Here is a 19,771-nt window from a genome sequence, read left to right as displayed (position 1 = left end):
GGCACGCATTCGGGGTGCTTAGAATATCTGGTCCGAAGCTCAGTGTCCGGCTACAGTAAGCTCTTTGTCGAAAGGCTCTGTGCATGACTTTTTTGCGCCCCACCCTGCTGACGCTGGCTTGCCTGCTGGCCTCCCCAGGCTTCGCTGACGACCTGCCGTCACTTGGCGACGCCAGTTCTGCCATTGTCTCGCCGCAACAGGAATATCAGCTGGGCCGCGCCTGGCTGGCCTACCTACGGGGCCAGGTCTCGCAGTTGAACGACCCGCAGCTCAAGGATTACGTCGAAACCAGCGTGTACAAGCTGGTGGAAACCAGCCAGGTGAATGACCGGCGCCTGGAATTCATCCTGATCAACAGCCCGCAGCTGAACGCCTTTGCCGCACCCGGCGGTATCGTCGGCGTGAACGGCGGCCTGTTTCTCAATGCCCAGACCGAAGGGGAATACGCGTCGGTGCTGGCCCACGAACTGGCTCACTTGTCCCAGCGTCACTTCGCCCGTGGTGTCGAGGCGCAGCAGCGCATGCAGATCCCGATGATGGCCGCCCTCCTCGGCGGCATCATTGCGGCCGCCGCCGGTGCCGGGGATGCCGGGATTGCTGCGATTGCCGGCACCCAGGCGGCGGCCATCCAGGAACAACGACGATTCTCTCGCCAGAATGAACAGGAAGCGGACCGTATCGGCATCGTCAACCTGGAGAAAGCCGGCTACGACCCGCGTTCCATGCCGACCATGTTCGAACGCCTGATGCGTCAGTACCGCTTCGACGCCAAGCCGCCGGAATTCCTGCTGACTCACCCGGTGACCGAATCGCGTATCGCCGACACCCGCAACCGCGCGGAACAAGCCAAGGCCGGTGGCAAGGAAGACAGCCTGCGCTACCAGTTGATTCGCGCACGGGTACAGCTGCAATACGAAGACACCTCCGGACTCGCCGCCAAGCGCTTCCAGGCGCAACTGGACGAAAATCCTAAAAACGACGTGGCGCGCTATGGCCTGGCCATCGCCCAGATCAAAGCCTCCCAGTTCAAACAGGCACGGGAAAGCCTGCAACCCTTGCTGGCCAAGGCGCCCAATGACATCACCTACAACCTGGCGCAGATCCAGTTGGACATCGACAACAACCACCTGCCCGATGCCCAGCAACGCACGGATCGGATGCTGACCCAATACCCCGGCAACTACCCGCTGAATCAGATTCGGGTAGATCTGTTGCTTAAACAGAATCGCACCGCCGATGCGGAAAAGGCCCTGGATGGCTTGCTCAAGTCGCGCCCGGACGATCCGGATGTGTGGTACCAGGTCGCCGAGACGCGTGGTTTGTCGGGCAATATCATCGGCCTGCATCAGGCTCGCGCCGAATACTTTGCTTTGGTGGGAGACTTCCAGCAGGCGATTCAGCAGTTGGACTTTGCCAAACGTCGCGCCGGCAGCAATTTCCCGTTGTCGTCACGTATCGATGCACGTCAGCGTGAGTTGATCGAACAGGAGCGCCTGGTTAAAGGCATGATGGGCTAGACCCATCGCCCACAAAAAAGCCCCGCCCTCGTAACACGAAGGCGGGGCTTTTTATTGGCCGGGTGGGTTACTCGGCCAGCTTGAAGGTAATGAAGCTGGCACGCCCCTGGCGAAGCACGCGCATCGATACCGAGCGGTTCTTCGGCAACGCCTTGGCGATGTCGGTGAACTGCTTGGTAGTCTCAATCGCCTGATTGTTCAGGTGAGTGATCACGTCGCCAGGCTGCAGGCCGATCAAGGCTGCCGGGCCGTCCTGCACTTCCTTGATCACCACGCCGCTCTTGAGATCGAAGGCTTTCTTCTGCTCGTCAGTCAGCTCGGCCACGGCAATGCCCAGGCGATTGCTGCTGCGCTCGGCGCCCGGCTTGGTGTTACCCAGGGCATCCAGGGTCGCGCCCTCTTCAGGGATCGCTCCTACAGTCAGCTCGACATTCTGGCGCTTGCCATCACGAATCACTTCCAACTTGGCCTTGCTGCCGGCCTTGAGTGCGCCAACCAGGTGCGGCAGGTCGGCCGACATAACGATCGGTTGACCGTTCATGCTCAGGATCACGTCGCCCACTTGCAGACCGCCTTTGGCAGCCGGGCCGTCATCCTGGATTTGCGCGACCAGGGCGCCCGCCGGCTTGTCGAGGCCGAAGGATTCAGCCAGGTCCTTGTTCACTTCCTGAATCACCACGCCCAACCAGCCACGGCTGACCTTGCCACCGCTTTTCAGCTGATTGGAAACATCCATGGCCACGTCGATAGGAATGGCGAACGAAACCCCCATGAAGCCACCGGAACGGGTGTAGATCTGCGAGTTGATCCCCACCACTTCGCCCGCCAGGTTGAACAACGGGCCACCGGAGTTGCCCGGGTTGATCGGCACGTCGGTCTGGATGAACGGCACATAGTTCTCGTTCGGCAGGCTGCGACCAATGGCACTGACGATACCCTGGGTAACGGTATGGTCAAAACCAAACGGCGAGCCGATGGCTACCACCCACTGCCCCGCCTTCAGGTCCTGGGACTTGCCCAGCTTCAGCACCGGCAGGTCCTTGCCCTCGATCTTCAGCAAGGCCACGTCGGAACGCGGATCGGTGCCGACCAATTTGGCTTTCAGCTCACTGCGATCGGCCAGGCGTACGAGGATCTCGTCGGCGTCGGCAATCACATGGTTATTGGTGAGGATGTAGCCATCTGGCGAAATGATGAAGCCCGACCCCAGGGACTGCGCTTCACGCTGGCCACCACCGCCACCACGGGGCGCACGCGGTTGTGGCATGCCACGCTCGAAGAACTCGCGCAGCATCGGCGGCAGGCCTTCCAGGTCAGGCATCTGCTGGTTGGAGACTTTGCGATCCGGCAGCTTCTGGGTGGTACTGATGTTCACCACGGCAGGCGAGGCTTGCTCAACCAATTGGGTGAAGTCAGGCAACTCGACCGCTTGCGCGGGCACGGCCTGACCCAGCACCAATACCGTGGCGACTATGGATAGGTAAGACTTCAAACGTGGTATCGACATACAGCTCCCGTTACGACGAGCAGGGTTGAGCGACAGGGTTCAAGAAACGCCGAAAACTGCGAACGACATCTTTGTTCCGCGAACAAAACAAGGCCAGGGCCAACAAGCCCTGACCTATAAAAAACATGGGAGATTTTTGCAAGTGAAAATGCTGATCCAGACATTTCATGCTCTCGGCAGCCAACCTGGCATGGGCGTACTGTGAAAGATCCGGATGAACATAGGATTAACGACTCACGGCTTGGGGGTGGCCTTTTTTTCACCGCGCACCGACAGTGCGATGCGTTCGGCGGTGCCAATAGGTATTTCGCCGACCACAGTCACCATCATTTCGCCATCCACCGTATTCAAGCGACGAGATACAGCGACCGTGGGGCCTAATTGGGTGCGCGTCTCGGTCACGCTCACATCGCTGATCGGCTCGAGAAACACCGAGAAGCGCGCCAGTCCATCTTCATACATCAGGCTGTCGACCGTGGCCTTGGTATGGGGGTCCTTGCGGGCGCTGCTATTGGTCAGCTGAAAGCCTGGCGGCAACCACTCCAAGTGCCACGCCTCGGTGGCCTCTACGGCCGCTGCCTTGGTGTCGCCGACGGCGATGGAGGTGCATTCGCCGCTGGGCTGCAAGTCGCGATCATTAGGCGTGGTGGAGGTGTCCAATCGAGTGAACTGAAAGCGCTCCAGCAACTGCCCTTGATCATTCAGCAACAAGGATTTGAGCGGCAAGGCAGTTTCACGATCAAGGTGAAGCTCAAAACCGTAGCGGTATTGATCACGGGGTGTAATCGACACAATCACTGCATTACGACCGGCCACGCGAGATTTGCCGATAACGGCCAGTTCGTAGAATTGATTGAGTCTTTGTGGATCGAGGGCGCGCGAGGGTGCATCACGCGAATTGCCAAGGCCGGCGACAAGAGTGCCGCTGACGCACTGAGTACGACCGTCTATACGAACGACTTCCTGAGCAGAACCATCGAGCTGCAAGAGCCGCTCACGGACCTGGCCATTCTGGACACGATGCCAGATGTCATGGGTAGAAAAACTGCCATTACGTTCGTAGACAAACGTACCTTGAAAACTTTGCTGCTGCTCTGCACGCCCAAGTCGAGTCAGCCAGTCTTGGGCGTCGTCGGCATGGGCGGGGAGTGCAAACCAACCACTGAGCAATAACGTAAGGAGCGGTATGGCGCGCATAGGGCTCCTTAACGGATCAGCGGTTTTCCAGGCTTGCAGCGCGAGCGTATGGCAGAGCGCTTTCAGTGCCTTTCAAGGCGGATTCCTGTGCGTGTTGGCGCAGGTAGCCTGGAAGACGCTGGTCCTGCCAGCCGGATTGCCCTTGCAGCACACCGTTGGCCATAGGGCCGGTGGTGTCGGAGCTTTCCTTGTAGCCGGCCAGTACCGCTGGGCCTTTGACTTGCGGACCGGCCATGACCGGTTGCTGAGTCTGCTGTGCCAGTTCGGCACCGGCGATTTCGTCCTGGTTGTACAGGCGAACACCGGCCAGCACTGCAACAGTCACCGAGGCAGCCACTGCCAGGCGACCCAGGCTGCGCCAAGGGCCACGAGCAGCTTTTGCCGGAACGGCTTCATCAGCCAACGCGGCAGAAACGGCCGCAGCAATATCCAGACGAGGGATTAGAAGATCCTTGTGCATCACCGCCCGAGCGACTTGGTAACGAGACCAGGTATCACGGGTTTCGGCATCATCAAATGCATTGAGCACTCGACGAAGTTCCAGTTCATCCGCTTCGTTATCCATCACTGCGGACAGCGATTCCTGCAGGGCATCACGACTCATGGCGGTTCCTCTCTTGGCTGTCGCCGCTGTCTTTAGTTTTCCTGCAACAACGGTTGCAAGGCTTTATCGATGGCTTCCCGGGCCCGGAAAATCCGTGACCTTACAGTCCCCACCGGACACTGCATGACGCTCGCAATGTCTTCGTAACTCAGACCATCGAATTCACGTAAAGTTAACGCCGTACGCAAATCTTCTGGCAGTTGCTGAATTGTGCGATGAACGGTGCCTTCGATCTCGTCGCGCAGCAATGCACGCTCCGGCGACTCGAGATCTTTGAGGCCGTGATCACCATCGTAAAATTCTGCATCTTCTGAACTTACATCGCTATCCGGTGGGCGGCGTCCGCGAGACACCAGATAGTTCTTCGCCGTGTTGATGGCGATGCGGTAGAGCCACGTGTAAAACGCACTATCACCGCGGAAATTGCCCAGTGCACGGTACGCCTTGATAAAGGCTTCCTGTGCAACGTCCTGCGCTTCATGGGTGTCGTGCACAAACCGCACGATCAACCCGAGAATTTTGTGCTGGTATTTCAGCACTAGCAGATCAAATGCTCGCTTGTCACCGCGTTGAACGCGCTCGACCAGCTGCTGATCCTCTTCCTGGGTTAGCATGAACACTCCTCGTTGTACTTGAAGGAGGCTTGCATAACTAAACGATCAGGCTTGCAAACATAGACTCGGACTTTTCGCAAAAGTTCTCCCCCTTCAAGCAAGTTTCCGGCATGCACTGATTTGGCACACACGAAAAACGCAGCGCGGGCAACGCCGGCTGCGCGAATAATCTTGTCGTCGGTTTTCTGACGCGTCCAATGCTCCCGACGGGCCAATAAACTCAACGTTTCCCAGCTTTCGGGCAACCTGCTATTGAGTCGAGGCTTATGCAAAAAGTTCCCACCCCAATAACCTGCCGATTTTACCCGAGCCGTGCACCGTAATCTCACATTGCCACGAATGCCCGGCTATTGTGCCGCTCCCCCCCTCTATATACTAGTGGCCCGTGTGACCCTTTGATTCGCCGATCCAGGCGTCCTGTTTGCGCCAGCCCTGTGGATCGCTTTTTGCGGAATCCTTCAAATGAGCCAACAGTTTCAACACGATGTCCTGGTGATCGGCAGCGGCGCGGCCGGCTTGAGCCTTGCGCTGACCCTTCCCAGCCACCTGCGCATTGCCGTCCTGAGCAAAGGCGACCTGGCCAACGGTTCGACATTCTGGGCCCAGGGCGGTGTCGCCGCGGTGCTGGACGACACCGATACGGTGCAATCCCACGTTGAAGACACCCTCAACGCCGGCGGCGGCCTGTGCAACGAAGACGCGGTGCGCTTCACCGTCGAGCATAGCCGCGAGGCGATCCAATGGCTGATCGACCAGGGCGTGCCCTTCACCCGCGATGAACACGCAGGCAGCGATGACGGCGGCTTCGAGTTCCATCTGACCCGCGAAGGCGGCCACAGCCATCGCCGTATCATCCACGCCGCCGATGCCACCGGTGCCGCGATCTTCAGGACCTTGCTCGACCAGGCCCGCCAACGCCCCAACATCGAACTGCTGGAACAACGCGTCGCTGTCGACCTGATCACCGAAAAGCGCCTGGGCCTGCCGGGCGAACGCTGCCTCGGCGCCTATGTGCTCAACCGCGCCAGCGGCGAAGTGGATACTTATGGTGCGCGCTTCACAATCCTCGCCTCCGGCGGCGCCGCCAAGGTCTACCTCTATACCAGCAACCCCGACGGCGCCTGCGGCGACGGCATTGCCATGGCATGGCGCTCGGGCTGCCGGGTGGCCAACCTGGAATTCAACCAGTTCCACCCCACCTGCCTTTATCACCCACAGGCCAAGAGCTTCCTGATCACCGAAGCCCTGCGCGGCGAAGGTGCACACCTCAAGCTGCCCAATGGTGAGCGCTTCATGCAGCGTTTCGACCCGCGCGCCGAGCTGGCTCCACGGGATATTGTCGCCCGCGCCATCGACCATGAAATGAAGCGCCTGGGCATCGACTGCGTCTACCTGGACATCAGCCACAAGCCCGAAGCGTTCATCAAGACCCACTTCCCGACCGTCTACGAGCGCTGCCTGGCGTTCAACATCGACATCACCAAAGGCCCGATCCCGGTGGTGCCGGCGGCGCACTACACCTGCGGCGGTGTGATGGTCGACCAGCATGGGCGTACCGACGTACCCGGCCTGTACGCGATTGGCGAAACCAGCTTCACCGGCCTGCACGGCGCCAACCGCATGGCCAGCAACTCACTGCTCGAATGCTTCGTCTACGCCCGCTCGGCCGCAGCCGACATTCTCGAACAACTGCCGCGCATCCCGGTGCCGGCCGCCCTGCCCCGCTGGGATGCCAGCCAGGTTACCGACTCGGACGAAGACGTGATCATCGCCCACAACTGGGACGAGCTGCGGCGCTTCATGTGGGACTACGTGGGGATCGTGCGCACCAACAAGCGCCTGCAACGGGCACAGCACCGGGTGCGATTGCTGCTGGATGAGATTGATGAGTTCTACAGCAACTATAAGGTCAGCCGTGACCTGATCGAACTGCGCAACCTGGCCCAAGTCGCGGAGTTGATGATCCGTTCGGCCATGGAACGCAAGGAAAGCCGGGGCCTGCACTACACCCTCGACTACCCGCAGATGTTGCCCGAGGCCCGCGACACTATTCTGGTGCCAACCACCTACGGCGGCTGAACTTCAAGCGAACCCGCAGGCGCCGGTGCACATCGGCGGCCTGCGAATCCGTCGGCACGCAGACCGAGCGAACCCGCCATTCCCCCGGTACGCGATAGCGCAACACCACAATCAGCGGCAACGCCAGGCTGTCGGGGCGCAGCTGCACGCGATGCCAGCCGCGCTCACCGCTGAATAATTGCCAGCCCTCTTCATCCCGTCGCAGGCCACGAATCGACGAACGGTGAGTCAGCAGGACATAACGCGGCAATACCCAGGCAGCCTGGGCCAGGCACGCCAGCACGCCGAGGACGGCAAAGGGAGAGTCGAGGACCATCAGCGCACCCAGCGCGAACAGCTGGGCAAGGAGATACGCCGCCAGCAGCAGCCGTGAGGCCTGCCAGCGGCATTCAAAACGATTACTTGGGCTGGACACGATCCAGGATCATCCGGACCATGCGCTGCAGTTCAGGATCTTCGGATTCGGCCCGCTCCATGAACCAGCCGAACATGTCCTGATCTTCGCAAGTCAGCAGCCTGACGTAGAGATCGCGATCTTCCTTATTGAGCGTCGCATACACCTCTTTGGTAAAAGGCACCAGCAACACATCAAGCTCAAGCATGCCACGACGGCTGTGCCAGTAGAGACGATTGATTTCTACATCTTCGACCATGGAGCGCTCCTCAAATAGAGCGCAAGTATACAGGCCCGACGGCACCGGAACAGTCGGCTTTGGTCGCCCCCTACGGAAACTATCCATTTGCCGGGCGCCCCTCTATGATGCACCCATGACTTTTTGACCTGCGATGACCCATGGCTGACTCTGCTTTCTTCTGCCCCCTGTCCCACGAAGGCGTTCTCGCCGTCCGCGGCTCCGACGCTGCCAAGTTCCTGCAGGGACAACTCACCTGCAACCTCAATTACCTGAGCGACACCCAGGCCAGCCTCGGTGCGCGCTGCACGCAAAAAGGCCGCATGCAGTCGAGCTTCCGCATCCTGTTGCAGGGCGACGGCGTACTCCTGGCCATGGCCAGCGAACTGCTCGAACCGCAACTGGCGGACCTGAAGAAATATGCGGTGTTCTCCAAGTCCAAGCTCACCGACGAAAGCGCCGCCTGGGTGCGTTTCGGTGTGATCGATGGCGATCAGGCGCTGACCGGCCTTGGCCTTGAGCTGCCCACCGAAACGGACAGCGTTGCCCGTACCGAACACCTGATCGCCGTCCGCGTGTCCCCCGCCCGCGCCGAACTCTGGGTACCGGCCGAGCAAGCCGACGGCGTGCGCGGCCAATTGGCCGCACAGTTGACACAAACCGACTTGAATCACTGGCTACTGGGCCAGATCCGCGCCGGTATCGGCCAGGTCATGCCCCAGACTCGCGAACTGTTCATCCCGCAGATGCTCAACCTGCAGGCCGTGGGCGGCGTCAGCTTCAAGAAAGGCTGCTACACCGGCCAGGAAATCGTCGCGCGCATGCAGTACCTGGGCAAACTCAAGCGTCGCCTGTACCGCTTGAGCTTGAACGCGGCGCAAATGCCCGAGCCAGGCACCCCGTTGTTTTCCCCCAGCCACAACAGCTCGATCGGCGAAGTGGTGATTGCAGCAAAAGCTGACCAGGTGATTGAACTTCTGGCGGTATTGCAAGCCGAAGCTGCCGATAGTGGCGATGTGCACCTAGGCACACTGGAAGGCCCCGGTTTGCAACTGCTTGACCTGCCTTACACCCTTGACCGCGATCGTGAGATCCAGCGTTAGTCGCCGTATTTTCCTGCAACACCCTAGAGAGCATGAATGAACAAACTGGCGGAAAAAGTCCAACAGGCGTTGGTTAAGGCCATCGACAACGATGACCTGGTTCTGCCGACATTGCCGGAAGTGGCCCTGAACATCCGTCAGGCCGCTGAAGACCCGGAAATCAGCATCAGCCACTTGAGTAAAGTGATCGGCCGCGACACTGCGTTGTCGGCGCGCCTGATCAAAGTGGTCAACAGCCCGCTGTTGCGCGCCACCCAGGAAGTCACCGACCTGCACACCGCCATCACCCGGCTGGGCACCAACTACAGCAGCAACCTGGCCATCGGCCTGGTGATGGAACAGATCTTCCACGCCCGTTCCGAAGTGGTCGAACAGAAAATGCGCGATGTGTGGCGCCGCAGCCTGGAAGTGGCAGGTGTAAGCTACGCCCTGTGCCGCAACCACAGCCAGCTCAAGCCGGACCAGGCAGCGCTGGGCGGCCTGGTGCACCAGATCGGCGTGCTGCCGATCCTGACCTACGCCGAAGACCACTACGAGCTGCTGTCGGATCCGGTCAGCCTCAACCACGTGATCGACAGCATCCACCCGGTGCTGGGCGACAAGTTGCTGAGTGGCTGGGACTTCCCGGAAATGCTGGCGAAACTGCCGGGCCAGTACCTGAACCTGGAGCGGGACTCAGCCTGCCTCGACTACATCGACGTAGTGCAGATTGCCATGCTGTATTGCCATCACGGCACCGATCACCCCCTGGCCAAGGTGGACGTCTCCAGCGTGCCTGCGATGAAAAAACTGCGGGTTGATCCCTACAGCGAAAAACTGCGCGCAGAGCTGGATGAAGCGCGCGCCATGTTCGATTGATCAACCGGCGATAAAACTCACCCGCACCTTCAACCCCGCGTGCTCGCCGTCATGCAGGCTGATCTGGGCCAGATGCGCACGACAGATTTCGCCCACGATCGCCAACCCCAGGCCTGAGCCCATGCCTTGCTGGCTACGGCGGTAGAAGCGCTCGAACACCCGGTCGCGCTCATCCTGCGGAATACCCGGGCCATCATCTTCCACCTCCAGTACCGCCGGCGCCGTGACCCGCAGGATCACGTTGCCTCCCGGTGGCGTGTGCGCCAGGGCGTTGTCCACCAGGTTGCTCAACAGCTCGTTGAGCAGCGTCGGCTCGCCACGCAACCACACCGGTTCATCCGCCTCCAGCGCCAGTGCCACGCCGCGCGCATGGGCCAACGGCGCCATGGCCATGCCCAGTTCACGGGCCAATTGGCTGAGGTCGAGCAACTGCGCGCCGCCTTCGGCAATCGCCCGGGCACCGTTTTCGATGCGCGCCAGGGACAGCAACTGATTGGCCAGGTGGGTCAACCGATCGGTGCCTTGGGCGGCGGTTTCCAGGGTACTGCGCCAGGTTGCGGGATCTTCGGCGCGCAGGCCCAGCTCCAGGCGCGCCTTGAGCGCCGCCAACGGGGTACGCAGTTCATGGGATGCATCGGCAATAAACTGCGCCTGACGCTCGAACTGGCCGCGCAGGCGTTCGGTGAAGTGGTTGAGGGAACGCACCAGCGGGCCGAACTCATGCTGAACCTCCACCAACGGCAACGGCCGCAAGTCGTCGGGCTGGCGCTCTTCCACCGCCGTGCGCAGGCGCTCCAGCGGGCGCAAGGCGGCGCTGACGGCAAACCACACCAGCAACAAGGCGCCAATGGCGAGCATGCCCAGGCGCAGCAAGGTGTCAGCCATCAGGCTGCGGGCCATGCTCACCCGTGCCTCATCGGTTTCGGCCACGCGGATTTCCGCCATGCCGTTCATGTTCGGTTCGGAGACCGCCTTCAGCAGGCTGACCACCCGCACTTCCTGGCCCTGGTACTTGGCGTTGTAGAAGCGCGCCAGCGCCGGGTAGTCGTCGGTGCGCGGTGTGCCGGGGGGCGGGCCGGGGAGGTTTTCGTAGCCGGAAATCAGTTTCTGATCAATGTCATTGACCTGGTAATAGATGCGCCCGGCGCTGTCGTAGGCAAAGGTGTCGAGGGCGACATAGGGCACGTTGGCGCTGAGGGTACCGTCCACCTGGGTCAGGCCGGCGGCGATGGTACGCGCCGAGGCCAGCAGCGTGCGGTCATAGGCGGTGTCGGCCGCTTCGCGACCGTTCCAGTAGGCACTCATGCCACTGGCGAGCATCAACAGCACCAGCAGCAGCGCCAGGTTCCACAGCAGGCGCCAGCGCAGGCTGCTGGGCTTATGCATCGCGGGCTTCCAGCAGGTAGCCGAGACCGCGGAACGTCACGATGGCGATGGGTTGGCCATCGAGCTTCTTGCGCAGGCGGTGCACGTAGATTTCGATGGCGTCGGGGCTGGCCTCTTCGTCCAGGCCGAACACCTGGGAAGCCAGTTGCTCCTTGCTCATCACCCGGCCTGGGCGGGCAATCAGCGCTTCAAGCACGGCTTGCTCGCGGGAGGTCAACGTCATCAACTCGCCGCCCACGGTGAAACGGCGGGTGTCGAGGTCATAGACCAGCACCCCGCAGGCCTGCTGGCGCTCGCCGCCCAATACGCTGCGGCGCAGCAGCGCCTTGACCCGGGCTTCCAGCTCGGTCAGTTCGAATGGTTTGGCCAGGTAGTCATCGGCGCCCAGGTTCAGGCCATGCACGCGGTCCTTCACATCGCTGCGCGCGGTCAACATCAGCACCGGCAGGTTTTTCCCACGCGCCCGCAAGCGCGCCAGCACCTCGAAACCGTCCATGCGCGGCAGGCCCACATCAAGGATGGCGACCGCGTAATCTTCACTGCCCAAGGCCAAGTCGGCGGCCACGCCGTCATGCAATACGTCAACGGTCAAACCTGTGCTCTTGAGCGCTTGGGCGACGCTTTCGGCGAGTTGCAGATGGTCTTCAACCAGAAGGACACGCATGGATTTCCACCTTATTCGGACGTGGTCGGCGCCACGCTTTGCCGGGCAGTTTACAGGCGCCGACTGCCCTGTGAAGCCTGAAAACATTGAAAGGCAGCTGAAAGGTTAGTGAAAGCTTCGCCCTTTAGCATCCAGCCACGGTAGGTCCTGCCTGCCGAGCGACCTGATGGGTCGCGCCCGAAAAACGCCTCGAAGCGTTTTCGCCAAAATAAGAACAATAACGGAGTGCACCACGATGCTGTCGACACAGCCCCAGGCTTGCCCGCCTGTTCGTATTTCCCGCCTGACCCACACCGCCCTTGCCAGTGCCGCTGCCCTTGCCGGCTTTTCGCCGCTTGGCCAGGCTGCCTTCTTCGAAGACAGCAGCGCGACCCTGGAAACCCGCAACATGTACTTCAACCGCGACTTTCGCGACGGCACCAGCGCCCAGCAATCCAAGCGCGACGAATGGGCCCAGGGCTTCATGCTCAACCTGCAATCGGGCTACACCGACGGCACCGTCGGCTTTGGCGTGGATGCGCTGGGCATGCTCGGCGTCAAGCTCGACTCCAGCCCCGACCGCACCGGCACCGGCCTGCTGCCCACCCATGATGATGGTCGCGCCGCCAACGAGTACTCCAAGCTGGGCCTGACCGGCAAAGTGAAGATTTCCGCCACCGAGCTCAAGATCGGCTCGCTGATGCCTGAACTGCCGATCCTCAAGCCCAATGACGGGCGCATCCTGCCGCAGACCTTCAACGGTGGCCTGATCACCTCCAAGGAATTCAAGAACCTGGTCTTCACCGGCGGCCGCCTCGACAAGGCCAAGGACCGCGACGACAGCAACTACGAGGACATCGCCCTCAACAACAAGAACAGCCGCTTTCTCAGCGGTGCCACCGGCAAGCATTTCAACTTCGGCGGGGTCGACTACAAGTTCGCCGACAAGATCACCGGCAGCTACCACTTCGCCCAACTCGACGACGTGTACCGCCAGCACTTCCTCGGCCTGGTTGCCGCGCGCCCGATGGGCCCCGGCACCTTCGCCACCGACCTGCGCCTGGCGATCAGCGATGACGCAGGCGCAGCCCGTGGCGGCAAGATCGACAACACCTCCCTCAACGGCCTGTTCAGCTATGCCCTCAATGGCCATAAGCTCAGCGCCGGCTACCAGCATATGTCCGGCGACAGTGCCTTTCCGTACGTGGATGGCAGCGACCCGTACCTGGTCAACTTCGTGCAGATCAACGACTTTGCCGGCGCCGAGGAGCGCTCCTGGCAGGCGCGCTACGACTACGACTTCGCCAAGCTGGGCATTCCCGGCCTGAGTTTCATGAGCCGTTACCTCTCGGGTGACAATATCAAGCTCAGGAACGGCGACACCGGCAAGGAATGGGAACGCAACAGCGAGATCAAGTACGTGGTGCAAAGCGGCACGTTCAAGGATGTCGCCGTGCGCCTGCGCAATGCCACCTACCGTTCCAACTATTCAGCCCGTGATGCGGATGAAATGCGCCTGCTGGTCAGCTACAGCGTTGCGCTCTGGTAAGCCACTCATAACAACAAAGACGGAGATCACCATGACCCCTTCATTGCGTAAATTGGCCCTCGCCGCCGGCTGCATGCTGTTCGCCGGCCAACTGCTGGCCGCCGACGAACCCAAGCGCCCGGAATGCATCGCCCCGGCCTCCCCCGGCGGTGGTTTTGACCTGACCTGCAAACTGGCGCAAAGCGCGCTGGTCAACGAGAAACTGCTGAGCAAACCAATGCGCGTGACCTACATGCCGGGCGGCGTGGGCGCGGTGGCCTACAACGCCGTGGTGGCCCAGCGTCCTGCGGACGGCGGTACGCTCGTGGCCTGGTCCAGCGGTTCGCTGCTGAACCTGGCCCAGGGCAAGTTCGGGCGCTTCGATGAGAGCGCCGTACGTTGGCTGGCCGCCGTGGGTACCAGCTACGGTGCCATCGCCGTTAAAGCCGATTCGCCCTACAAGACCCTCGACGATCTCGTCAAAGCCCTGAAGAAAGATCCCGGCAGCGTGGTGATCGGTTCCGGCGGCACCGTCGGCAGTCAGGACTGGATGCAAACCGCCCTGATCGCCAAGGCCGCCGGGATCAACCCGCGCGAGCTGCGCTATGTGGCGCTCGAAGGCGGCGGTGAAATCGCCACCGCCCTGCTCGGCGGACATATCCAGGTCGGCAGTACCGACATCTCCGACTCCATGCCGCACATCCTCAGCGGTGACATGCGCCTGCTGGCGGTGTTCTCCGAGGAGCGCCTGGACGAGCCGGAAATGAAGAATATTCCGACCGCCAAAGAGCAAGGCTACGACATCGTCTGGCCGGTGGTGCGTGGCTTCTACCTCGGGCCAAAAGTCAGCGATGCCGACTACGCCTGGTGGAAGGAGGCCTTCGACAAACTGCTGGCCTCCGACGAGTTCGCCAAGCTGCGTGACCAGCGCGAGCTGTTCCCGTTCGCCATGACCGGCCCGGAGCTGGACACCTACGTGAAGAAACAGGTGGCTGACTACAAAGTGCTGGCCAAAGAGTTCGGCCTGATCCAGTAATCGCCCCTCTGTCGCGCGGCCATGCCTGGCGAACCCCAGGCATGGCCCAGGAGTTCAACATGCTCTTACAACGCATATTCGCCGCCGCGCTGCTGCTGGCCTGCGCCGGTCTGGCGCTGATGGCCTGGCCCTACCAGGCGTCGTTTTCCTACGAACCCGTAGGGCCCCGCGCCTACCCATTGCTGATGCTCGGGCTGATGAGCCTGGCGCTGATCTACATGCTGTTCCGCCCGCAACCCACCCAGCACACCGAAGAAGAACCGGCATTGGACCGCCAGACCCTGGTCAAGATCGGCATCTGCGTGGCGCTGTTGATCGTGTTTGCCGGCACCTTCGAGCCCCTGGGCTTCATCCTCAGCAGCATGCTGATCGGCATCCCCATGGCGCGCCTGTATGGCGGGCGCTGGGTGCCCAGCGTGGTGATCGTCAGCCTGATGGCCATCGGTCTTTATCTGCTGTTCGATAAAGCCATGGATGTTCCGCTGCCCCTCGGCCTGCTCGACGTTCTGGAGAACTGATATGGATACTTTCGGCTATTTGGGCCAGGGCTTCGGCGTTGCGCTGTCCCCCTACAACCTGGTGACTGCCCTGTGCGGCACCCTGATCGGTACCGTGGTCGGCCTGTTGCCGGGCCTGGGCCCGATCAACGGCGTGGCGCTGTTGATCCCCATCGCGTTCGCCCTGGGCCTGCCGCCGGAATCGGCGCTGATCCTGCTGGCGGCCGTGTACCTGGGCTGCGAATACGGCGGCCGTATCAGCTCGATCCTGCTGAACATCCCGGGCGAAGCCTCCACCGTGATGACCACCCTCGACGGCTACCCGATGGCCCGCAAAGGCCTGGCCGGCGTGGCGCTGTCGTTGTCCGCGTGGAGTTCGTTCATCGGCGCGTTTATCGCCACCTGCGGCATGGTGCTGTTCGCGCCGCTGCTGGCCAAATGGGCGATTGCCTTCGGCCCGGCGGAATATTTCGTGCTGATGGTGTTTGCGATTGTCTGCCTGGGCGGCATGGCCGGTGACAAACCGCTGAAAACCTTCGTGGCGGCGCTGATCGGCCTGTTCCTCTCGGCAGTGGGCATCGATGCCAACAGCGGCGTGTACCGGTTTACCGGCGATAACATCCACCTCACCGACGGCATCCAGTTTGTGGTGTTGGTGCTGGGCTTGTTCTCCATCAGTGAGATCCTGTTGCTGCTGGAAAAAACCCACCGAGGCCAGGAAGCAGTAAAGGCCACCGGACGGATGATGTTCAACCTGAAGGAAGCAGGTTCGGTGTTCGTGGTGAACATTCGTTGCGGCCTGCTCGGTTTCATCATGGGCGTGCTGCCCGGCGCGGGCGCGACCCTGGCCTCGGCCGTGGCCTACATGACCGAGAAACGCCTGGCCGGTGCCAGCGGCAAATTCGGCCAGGGCGACATGCGCGGCCTGGCGGCACCGGAAACCGCCATCGGCGCGTCCGCCTGCGGTGCCTTGGTGCCGATGCTGACCCTCGGCGTTCCCGGGTCGGGCACCACCGCCGTGATGATCGGCGCCCTGTCGCTGTACAACATCACCCCCGGCCCGCTGCTGTTCCAACAGCAACCGGACATCGTCTGGGGCCTGATCGCCTCGTTGTTTATCGCCAACATCATGCTGGTGATCCTCAACATCCCGATGATCCGCATCTTCACGCGCATCCTCGCCGTGCCGAACTGGGCGCTGGTGCCGGTGATCGCGATCATCACCGCGATCGGTGTGTACGCGGTGCACGCCACCACCTTCGACCTGTTCCTGATGGTCGGCATCGGCATCTTCGGCTACATCCTGCGCAAGCTGGACTTCCCGCTGTCGCCGGTGCTGCTGGGCTTTATCCTCGGCGGCCTGATGGAGCAGAACCTGCGCCGCGCGCTGTCGATTTCCAACGGTGACCTGCAGATTCTCTGGTCAAGCCCGATCACCTTCGGGGTGTGGGTACTGACCGCGTTGATGCTGGCGTTCCCGCTGGTGCGCATCTACCGCAAACGTGCCCTGCAGCGTCGTGCCGTGGCCGATGTCTGAGGTCACCTTTAAACATTGGTGGGGAACACCGCTGGTCGGCCTGGCCGGCGGTTACCTGGCCAGCCTGGTCGGCTGGCCTTTGCCGTACATGGTCGGCTCCTTACTGGCGATCATCCTCGTGCGTTGCCTAACGCCCTGGCAGTTGGCGGAGATTCCCGGCGGGCGCAAATGCGGCCAATGGGTGGTGGGCATCGGCATCGGCCTGCACTTCACCCCCGTGGTAATCGAACAGGTAATGAGCCATTTCGGCCTGATTTTCTTCGGTGCGTTGGTCACCAGCCTGTCGAGCGTGGTCGGCGTGTGGTTGATGCGCCGCAGTGGCGAAGACCGCGCCACCGCGTTTTTCTCGAGCATGCCGGGCGGTTCCGGGGAGATGGTCAACCTCGGCTCGCGCAATGGCGCGGTACTCAGCCGTGTGGCGGCAGGGCAAAGCCTGCGTGTGCTGGTGGTGGTGCTGTGTGTGCCGGCGATCTTCAAGTATCTGTTGGGCGGCGGTGCGCCGCAGTTTCATCCGGCGCCGGTCAGTTGGGTGTGGCTGGCGCTGCTGTTTCCACTCGGTGCACTGGTGGCCTGGGGATGGCAGCGCTTGCGCCAGCCTAACCCGTGGTTGTTCGGCCCCTTGCTGGTCAGTGCGACGGCCAGCGTGGTGTGGGACCTGCATATCGGCCTGCCCGACGGCGGCAGCCAGATCGGCCAGTGGTTGATCGGCAGCGGGTTGGGCTGCCACTTCAATCGGCAGTTCTTTCGTCGAGCACCATCGTTCATGGGCCGCACCTTGATCGGCACGGCCTTGACCATGGCGCTGGCAACGTTGGCGGCGGTGGGCTTGAGCGCCCTCACCCACCTGGACCTGCGCTCGCTGACCCTGGGCATGATGCCCGGCGGGATTGCCGAGATGAGCCTTACGGCCGAGACCCTGCAACTGTCGGTGCCGTTGGTGACGGCGATGCAGGTGATGCGCTTGTTGTTTGTGCTGTTCCTGGCGGAGCCGTTGTTTCGGCATTGGAACCGTCAGCCGGAAAAAATCTAAACCTTCGGCACAGGTTGAACTGTGCCTGGCCTTAGAGCGGCGGCAACCGCCACTCAATCGGCGTTTCGCCGTTCTGCTCAAGAAACTTGTTGGTGCGGCTGAAATGCCCGCACCCCAGGAACCCCCGGTACGCCGACAACGGCGACGGATGCACCGACGTCAGCACCAAATGCTTGGTGGCATCGACCAGCTTCTGCTTGCCCTGGGCATGGGCGCCCCACAACAGGAACACCAGGTGCGGCTGGTGCTCGCTGACCACCTCGATAATCCGATCGGTAAAGAACTGCCAGCCCTTGCCCGCATGGGCATTGGCGTTGGCGCGTTCCACGGTCATGGTGGTGTTGAGCAGCAACACGCCCTGGTCGGCCCAGCTCTGCAGGCAGCCGTGGTTGGGGATGTCGATGTTCAGGTCGCGCTTGAGCTCTTTGTAGATATTGACCAGGGACGGCGGCGCCGGCACGCCCGGTTGTACCGAGAAGCACAAACCGTGGGCCTGGCCGGGGCCGTGGTACGGGTCCTGGCCGAGGATCACCACCTTGACCTTGTCCAGCGGCGTTGAGTTAAGCGCATTGAAGATCAGCGGGCCGGGCGGGTAGATCTCTTTGCCGGCGGCATGTTCCTGGCGCAGGAACTCGCGCAACTGGCCCATGTAGGGCTTATCGAACTCATCACGCAGGGCGTGTTTCCAGCTGGGTTCGAGTTTGATACGGTCGCCTTCGGTCATAGTTGAAATGTCTTGTAGAAAAGAATGAGGCGAACCCTAGGAAAGCCGGCCCTGCTTGTCAATTGATCTGACACACCACCGGCACTTTCCCACGAAGCGATCATACTGATCCTTCACCTTCTCGATTGAGGTCACGATGAATCTGCACTTCGAAGAACTGACCGGCAGCGGCGGCGCCCGCGTCGGCATCGCCAGCCTCGACGCTGAAAAGTCCCTCAATGCCCTCTCTTTGCCGATGATCCTGGCCCTGACTGATCGCCTGGAGGCCTGGGCCAAAGACCCGAACATCGTCTGTGTGCTGCTGCGTGGCAACGGGCCCAAGGCGTTTTGCGCCGGGGGCGAAGTGCGCAGCCTGGCCCAGGCCTGCCGCGAGCAGCCGGGTGAAGTGCCGGCCCTGGCCGCACAGTTTTTTGCTGCGGAATATCGTCTCGACTACCGCTTGCACACTTACCCTAAACCACTGATCTGCTGGGGCCACGGCTACGTGCTGGGCGGGGGCATGGGCCTGCTGCAAAGTGCGGCCATACGGATTGTCACGCCGAGCAGCCGCCTGGCCATGCCCGAGATCAGCATCGGCCTGTACCCGGACGTGGGCGCCAGTTGGTTCCTGTCGCGCCTGCCGGGCAAGCTGGGCTTATTCCTTGGCCTTACCGGTGCCCATATCAACGGCCGTGACGCCCTGGACCTGGGCCTGGCCGACCGTTTCCTGCGCGACGATCAACAAGACGAGTTGCTCGATGGCCTGCTGCAACTGAACTGGCAGGAGCAGACCGCGATACAGCTCAACAGCCTGTTCAAGGCCCTGGCCCAGGAAGCCGTGGCCCAGCAACCCGAGGCGCAATGGCTGCCGCGCCGGGCACAGATCGACGAATGGCTGGACGTCGGCGATGTGCGCAGCGCCTGGCGCGCCTTGAGCCCGCTGCGCGACCACGCCGACCCGCTGTTCAACCGCGCCGGCAAGACGCTGAGCGAAGGCTGCCCGCTGACCGCACACCTGGTGTGGGAACAGATCCAGCGGGCCCGCCATCTGTCCCTGGCCGAGGTGTTCCAGATGGAATACACCCTGAGCCTGAACTGCTGCCGCCATCCGGAATTCAGCGAAGGGGTGCGCGCGCGGTTGATCGACAAGGACCAGAAGCCCCATTGGCATTGGCCGGACATCAATACGGTCCCGGACGCCGTGGTGCAGGCGCACTTCACCAAGGCGTGGGAAGGCCGGCACCCGCTGGCGGACTTGTCCGATTACTGAGGTTTTGCGCCCATGAAAAAGCGGCGCTTC

Annotated in this window: 20 protein-coding genes; 11 read left to right on the top strand and 9 right to left on the bottom strand. The window is 61.8% G+C overall.

What is annotated here, in order from left to right; translation table 11 throughout:
• Nucleotides 1-83 precede the first annotated feature (83 nt).
• Nucleotides 84-1,517, top strand: a complete 1,434-nt coding sequence (locus J1N02_RS21240) for a M48 family metalloprotease (RefSeq protein ID WP_027604315.1) — start codon at nucleotides 84-86, stop codon at nucleotides 1,515-1,517.
• Nucleotides 1,518-1,584: 67 nt separating this feature from the next.
• Here the strand turns inward: J1N02_RS21240 and J1N02_RS21235 are convergent, their stop codons facing one another.
• The gene (locus J1N02_RS21235) at nucleotides 1,585-3,024 is read right to left on the bottom strand and encodes a DegQ family serine endoprotease (RefSeq protein WP_027604316.1); all 1,440 of its coding nucleotides are present in this window, start codon (nucleotides 3,022-3,024) and stop codon (nucleotides 1,585-1,587) included.
• 25 nt (nucleotides 3,025-3,049) lie between these two features.
• Here J1N02_RS21235 and J1N02_RS21230 point away from each other — a divergent pair, with 25 nt between their 5' ends.
• Entirely contained in the window at nucleotides 3,050-3,229 is a 180-nt protein-coding gene (locus J1N02_RS21230) for a hypothetical protein (RefSeq protein ID WP_133822131.1), read from the top strand.
• Between the two features lie 29 nt (nucleotides 3,230-3,258).
• On the opposite strand, the gene J1N02_RS21225 is transcribed toward J1N02_RS21230, so the two are convergent.
• Genes J1N02_RS21225 through rpoE form a run of 3 tightly spaced genes read right to left on the bottom strand, consistent with a single transcriptional unit; the run spans nucleotide 3,259 to nucleotide 5,439 of the window.
• Nucleotides 3,259-4,221: a MucB/RseB C-terminal domain-containing protein gene (locus J1N02_RS21225; protein WP_098480214.1), complete on the bottom strand. Its 963-nt coding sequence runs from the start codon at nucleotides 4,219-4,221 to the stop codon at nucleotides 3,259-3,261.
• A gap of 16 nt (nucleotides 4,222-4,237) precedes the next feature.
• Nucleotides 4,238-4,825: a sigma-E factor negative regulatory protein gene (locus J1N02_RS21220; RefSeq protein WP_003172479.1), complete on the bottom strand. Its 588-nt coding sequence runs from the start codon at nucleotides 4,823-4,825 to the stop codon at nucleotides 4,238-4,240.
• Between the two features lie 32 nt (nucleotides 4,826-4,857).
• Nucleotides 4,858-5,439 carry an RNA polymerase sigma factor RpoE gene (gene rpoE, locus J1N02_RS21215; protein ID WP_003172477.1) on the bottom strand — a complete coding sequence of 194 codons (582 nt, stop codon included), beginning with the start codon at nucleotides 5,437-5,439 and terminating at the stop codon, nucleotides 4,858-4,860.
• A 462-nt stretch (nucleotides 5,440-5,901) separates the two neighbouring features.
• Between rpoE and nadB the strand changes: the two genes are divergently transcribed.
• Nucleotides 5,902-7,518, top strand: coding sequence for an L-aspartate oxidase (gene nadB / locus J1N02_RS21210; RefSeq protein WP_065928214.1), 1,617 nt, complete (start codon nucleotides 5,902-5,904; stop codon nucleotides 7,516-7,518).
• On the opposite strand, the gene J1N02_RS21205 is transcribed toward nadB, so the two are convergent.
• Nucleotides 7,487-7,933 (bottom strand): protein YgfX, encoded by a 447-nt coding sequence (locus J1N02_RS21205; RefSeq protein WP_108573987.1) that lies wholly within the window; start codon nucleotides 7,931-7,933, stop codon nucleotides 7,487-7,489. The two genes, nadB and J1N02_RS21205, sit on opposite strands and share 32 nt — an antisense overlap.
• Entirely contained in the window at nucleotides 7,917-8,171 is a 255-nt protein-coding gene (locus J1N02_RS21200; RefSeq protein WP_027604321.1) for a succinate dehydrogenase assembly factor 2, read from the bottom strand. The genes J1N02_RS21205 and J1N02_RS21200 overlap by 17 nt, the downstream gene beginning before the upstream one ends.
• Before the next feature lie 140 nt (nucleotides 8,172-8,311).
• On the opposite strand from J1N02_RS21200, the gene J1N02_RS21195 reads away from it, so the two are divergent.
• Both J1N02_RS21195 and J1N02_RS21190 read left to right on the top strand, forming a co-directional pair.
• Nucleotides 8,312-9,253, top strand: coding sequence for a YgfZ/GcvT domain-containing protein (locus tag J1N02_RS21195; protein WP_027604322.1), 942 nt, complete (start codon nucleotides 8,312-8,314; stop codon nucleotides 9,251-9,253).
• A gap of 36 nt (nucleotides 9,254-9,289) precedes the next feature.
• Complete coding sequence (locus tag J1N02_RS21190) at nucleotides 9,290-10,111, top strand: HDOD domain-containing protein (RefSeq protein ID WP_027604323.1); 822 nt, start codon at nucleotides 9,290-9,292, stop codon at nucleotides 10,109-10,111.
• On the opposite strand, the gene J1N02_RS21185 is transcribed toward J1N02_RS21190, so the two are convergent.
• Together J1N02_RS21185 and J1N02_RS21180 are read right to left on the bottom strand one after the other, a co-directional pair.
• Nucleotides 10,112-11,497: a sensor histidine kinase gene (locus tag J1N02_RS21185; RefSeq protein WP_027604324.1), complete on the bottom strand. Its 1,386-nt coding sequence runs from the start codon at nucleotides 11,495-11,497 to the stop codon at nucleotides 10,112-10,114.
• Nucleotides 11,490-12,161, bottom strand: coding sequence for a response regulator (locus J1N02_RS21180; RefSeq protein WP_065938886.1), 672 nt, complete (start codon nucleotides 12,159-12,161; stop codon nucleotides 11,490-11,492). Before J1N02_RS21180 ends, J1N02_RS21185 begins: the two co-directional genes overlap by 8 nt.
• A 235-nt stretch (nucleotides 12,162-12,396) precedes the next feature.
• Here J1N02_RS21180 and J1N02_RS21175 point away from each other — a divergent pair, with 235 nt between their 5' ends.
• The 5 genes from J1N02_RS21175 to J1N02_RS21155 are packed head-to-tail and all read left to right on the top strand — an operon-like array spanning nucleotide 12,397 to nucleotide 17,768.
• On the top strand, nucleotides 12,397-13,689 hold the full coding sequence (locus J1N02_RS21175) for an OprD family porin (protein ID WP_065947359.1): 1,293 nt from the start codon (nucleotides 12,397-12,399) through the stop codon (nucleotides 13,687-13,689).
• A 31-nt stretch (nucleotides 13,690-13,720) separates the two neighbouring features.
• Nucleotides 13,721-14,704: a Bug family tripartite tricarboxylate transporter substrate binding protein gene (locus tag J1N02_RS21170; protein ID WP_027604327.1), complete on the top strand. Its 984-nt coding sequence runs from the start codon at nucleotides 13,721-13,723 to the stop codon at nucleotides 14,702-14,704.
• Between the two features lie 59 nt (nucleotides 14,705-14,763).
• The gene (locus J1N02_RS21165) at nucleotides 14,764-15,222 is read left to right on the top strand and encodes a tripartite tricarboxylate transporter TctB family protein (protein WP_027604328.1); all 459 of its coding nucleotides are present in this window, start codon (nucleotides 14,764-14,766) and stop codon (nucleotides 15,220-15,222) included.
• Between the two features lies 1 nt (nucleotide 15,223).
• Nucleotides 15,224-16,738 carry a tripartite tricarboxylate transporter permease gene (locus J1N02_RS21160; protein WP_027604329.1) on the top strand — a complete coding sequence of 505 codons (1,515 nt, stop codon included), beginning with the start codon at nucleotides 15,224-15,226 and terminating at the stop codon, nucleotides 16,736-16,738.
• Nucleotides 16,731-17,768 (top strand): AbrB family transcriptional regulator, encoded by a 1,038-nt coding sequence (locus tag J1N02_RS21155; RefSeq protein WP_027604330.1) that lies wholly within the window; start codon nucleotides 16,731-16,733, stop codon nucleotides 17,766-17,768. The genes J1N02_RS21160 and J1N02_RS21155 overlap by 8 nt, the downstream gene beginning before the upstream one ends.
• Nucleotides 17,769-17,799: 31 nt before the next feature.
• Here the strand turns inward: J1N02_RS21155 and ung are convergent, their stop codons facing one another.
• Nucleotides 17,800-18,492: a uracil-DNA glycosylase gene (gene ung, locus J1N02_RS21150; protein WP_027604331.1), complete on the bottom strand. Its 693-nt coding sequence runs from the start codon at nucleotides 18,490-18,492 to the stop codon at nucleotides 17,800-17,802.
• Between the two features lie 136 nt (nucleotides 18,493-18,628).
• On the opposite strand from ung, the gene J1N02_RS21145 reads away from it, so the two are divergent.
• Nucleotides 18,629-19,741, top strand: coding sequence for an enoyl-CoA hydratase/isomerase family protein (locus tag J1N02_RS21145; RefSeq protein ID WP_065938877.1), 1,113 nt, complete (start codon nucleotides 18,629-18,631; stop codon nucleotides 19,739-19,741).
• Nucleotides 19,742-19,771: the final 30 nt, after the last annotated feature.

Source organism: Pseudomonas sp. NFX5, from assembly GCF_049132125.1.
Lineage (GTDB): Bacteria > Pseudomonadota > Gammaproteobacteria > Pseudomonadales > Pseudomonadaceae > Aquipseudomonas > Aquipseudomonas marginalis.
The sequence above is the reverse complement of the archived record's forward strand: the minus strand, read 5'-3'. Positions and strand labels throughout refer to the sequence as shown.

Bases quoted from the DNA above. Each gene is read 5' to 3' on its own strand.
- J1N02_RS21180 (WP_065938886.1), bottom strand. From the start codon at position 12,161: ATGCGTGTCCTTCTGGTTGAAGACCATCTGCAACTCGCCGAAAGCGTC.
- J1N02_RS21235 (WP_027604316.1), bottom strand. From the start codon at position 3,024: ATGTCGATACCACGTTTGAAGTCTTACCTATCCATAGTCGCCACGGTA.
- ung (WP_027604331.1), bottom strand. From the start codon at position 18,492: ATGACCGAAGGCGACCGTATCAAACTCGAACCCAGCTGGAAACACGCC.
- J1N02_RS21170 (WP_027604327.1), top strand. From the start codon at position 13,721: ATGACCCCTTCATTGCGTAAATTGGCCCTCGCCGCCGGCTGCATGCTG.
- J1N02_RS21225 (WP_098480214.1), bottom strand. From the start codon at position 4,221: ATGCGCGCCATACCGCTCCTTACGTTATTGCTCAGTGGTTGGTTTGCA.
- J1N02_RS21185 (WP_027604324.1), bottom strand. From the start codon at position 11,497: ATGCATAAGCCCAGCAGCCTGCGCTGGCGCCTGCTGTGGAACCTGGCG.
- J1N02_RS21175 (WP_065947359.1), top strand. From the start codon at position 12,397: ATGCTGTCGACACAGCCCCAGGCTTGCCCGCCTGTTCGTATTTCCCGC.
- J1N02_RS21240 (WP_027604315.1), top strand. From the start codon at position 84: ATGACTTTTTTGCGCCCCACCCTGCTGACGCTGGCTTGCCTGCTGGCC.
- J1N02_RS21200 (WP_027604321.1), bottom strand. From the start codon at position 8,171: ATGGTCGAAGATGTAGAAATCAATCGTCTCTACTGGCACAGCCGTCGT.
- J1N02_RS21190 (WP_027604323.1), top strand. From the start codon at position 9,290: ATGAACAAACTGGCGGAAAAAGTCCAACAGGCGTTGGTTAAGGCCATC.
- J1N02_RS21220 (WP_003172479.1), bottom strand. From the start codon at position 4,825: ATGAGTCGTGATGCCCTGCAGGAATCGCTGTCCGCAGTGATGGATAAC.
- J1N02_RS21195 (WP_027604322.1), top strand. From the start codon at position 8,312: ATGGCTGACTCTGCTTTCTTCTGCCCCCTGTCCCACGAAGGCGTTCTC.
- J1N02_RS21155 (WP_027604330.1), top strand. From the start codon at position 16,731: ATGTCTGAGGTCACCTTTAAACATTGGTGGGGAACACCGCTGGTCGGC.
- J1N02_RS21145 (WP_065938877.1), top strand. From the start codon at position 18,629: ATGAATCTGCACTTCGAAGAACTGACCGGCAGCGGCGGCGCCCGCGTC.
- nadB (WP_065928214.1), top strand. From the start codon at position 5,902: ATGAGCCAACAGTTTCAACACGATGTCCTGGTGATCGGCAGCGGCGCG.
- rpoE (WP_003172477.1), bottom strand. From the start codon at position 5,439: ATGCTAACCCAGGAAGAGGATCAGCAGCTGGTCGAGCGCGTTCAACGC.
- J1N02_RS21165 (WP_027604328.1), top strand. From the start codon at position 14,764: ATGCTCTTACAACGCATATTCGCCGCCGCGCTGCTGCTGGCCTGCGCC.
- J1N02_RS21160 (WP_027604329.1), top strand. From the start codon at position 15,224: ATGGATACTTTCGGCTATTTGGGCCAGGGCTTCGGCGTTGCGCTGTCC.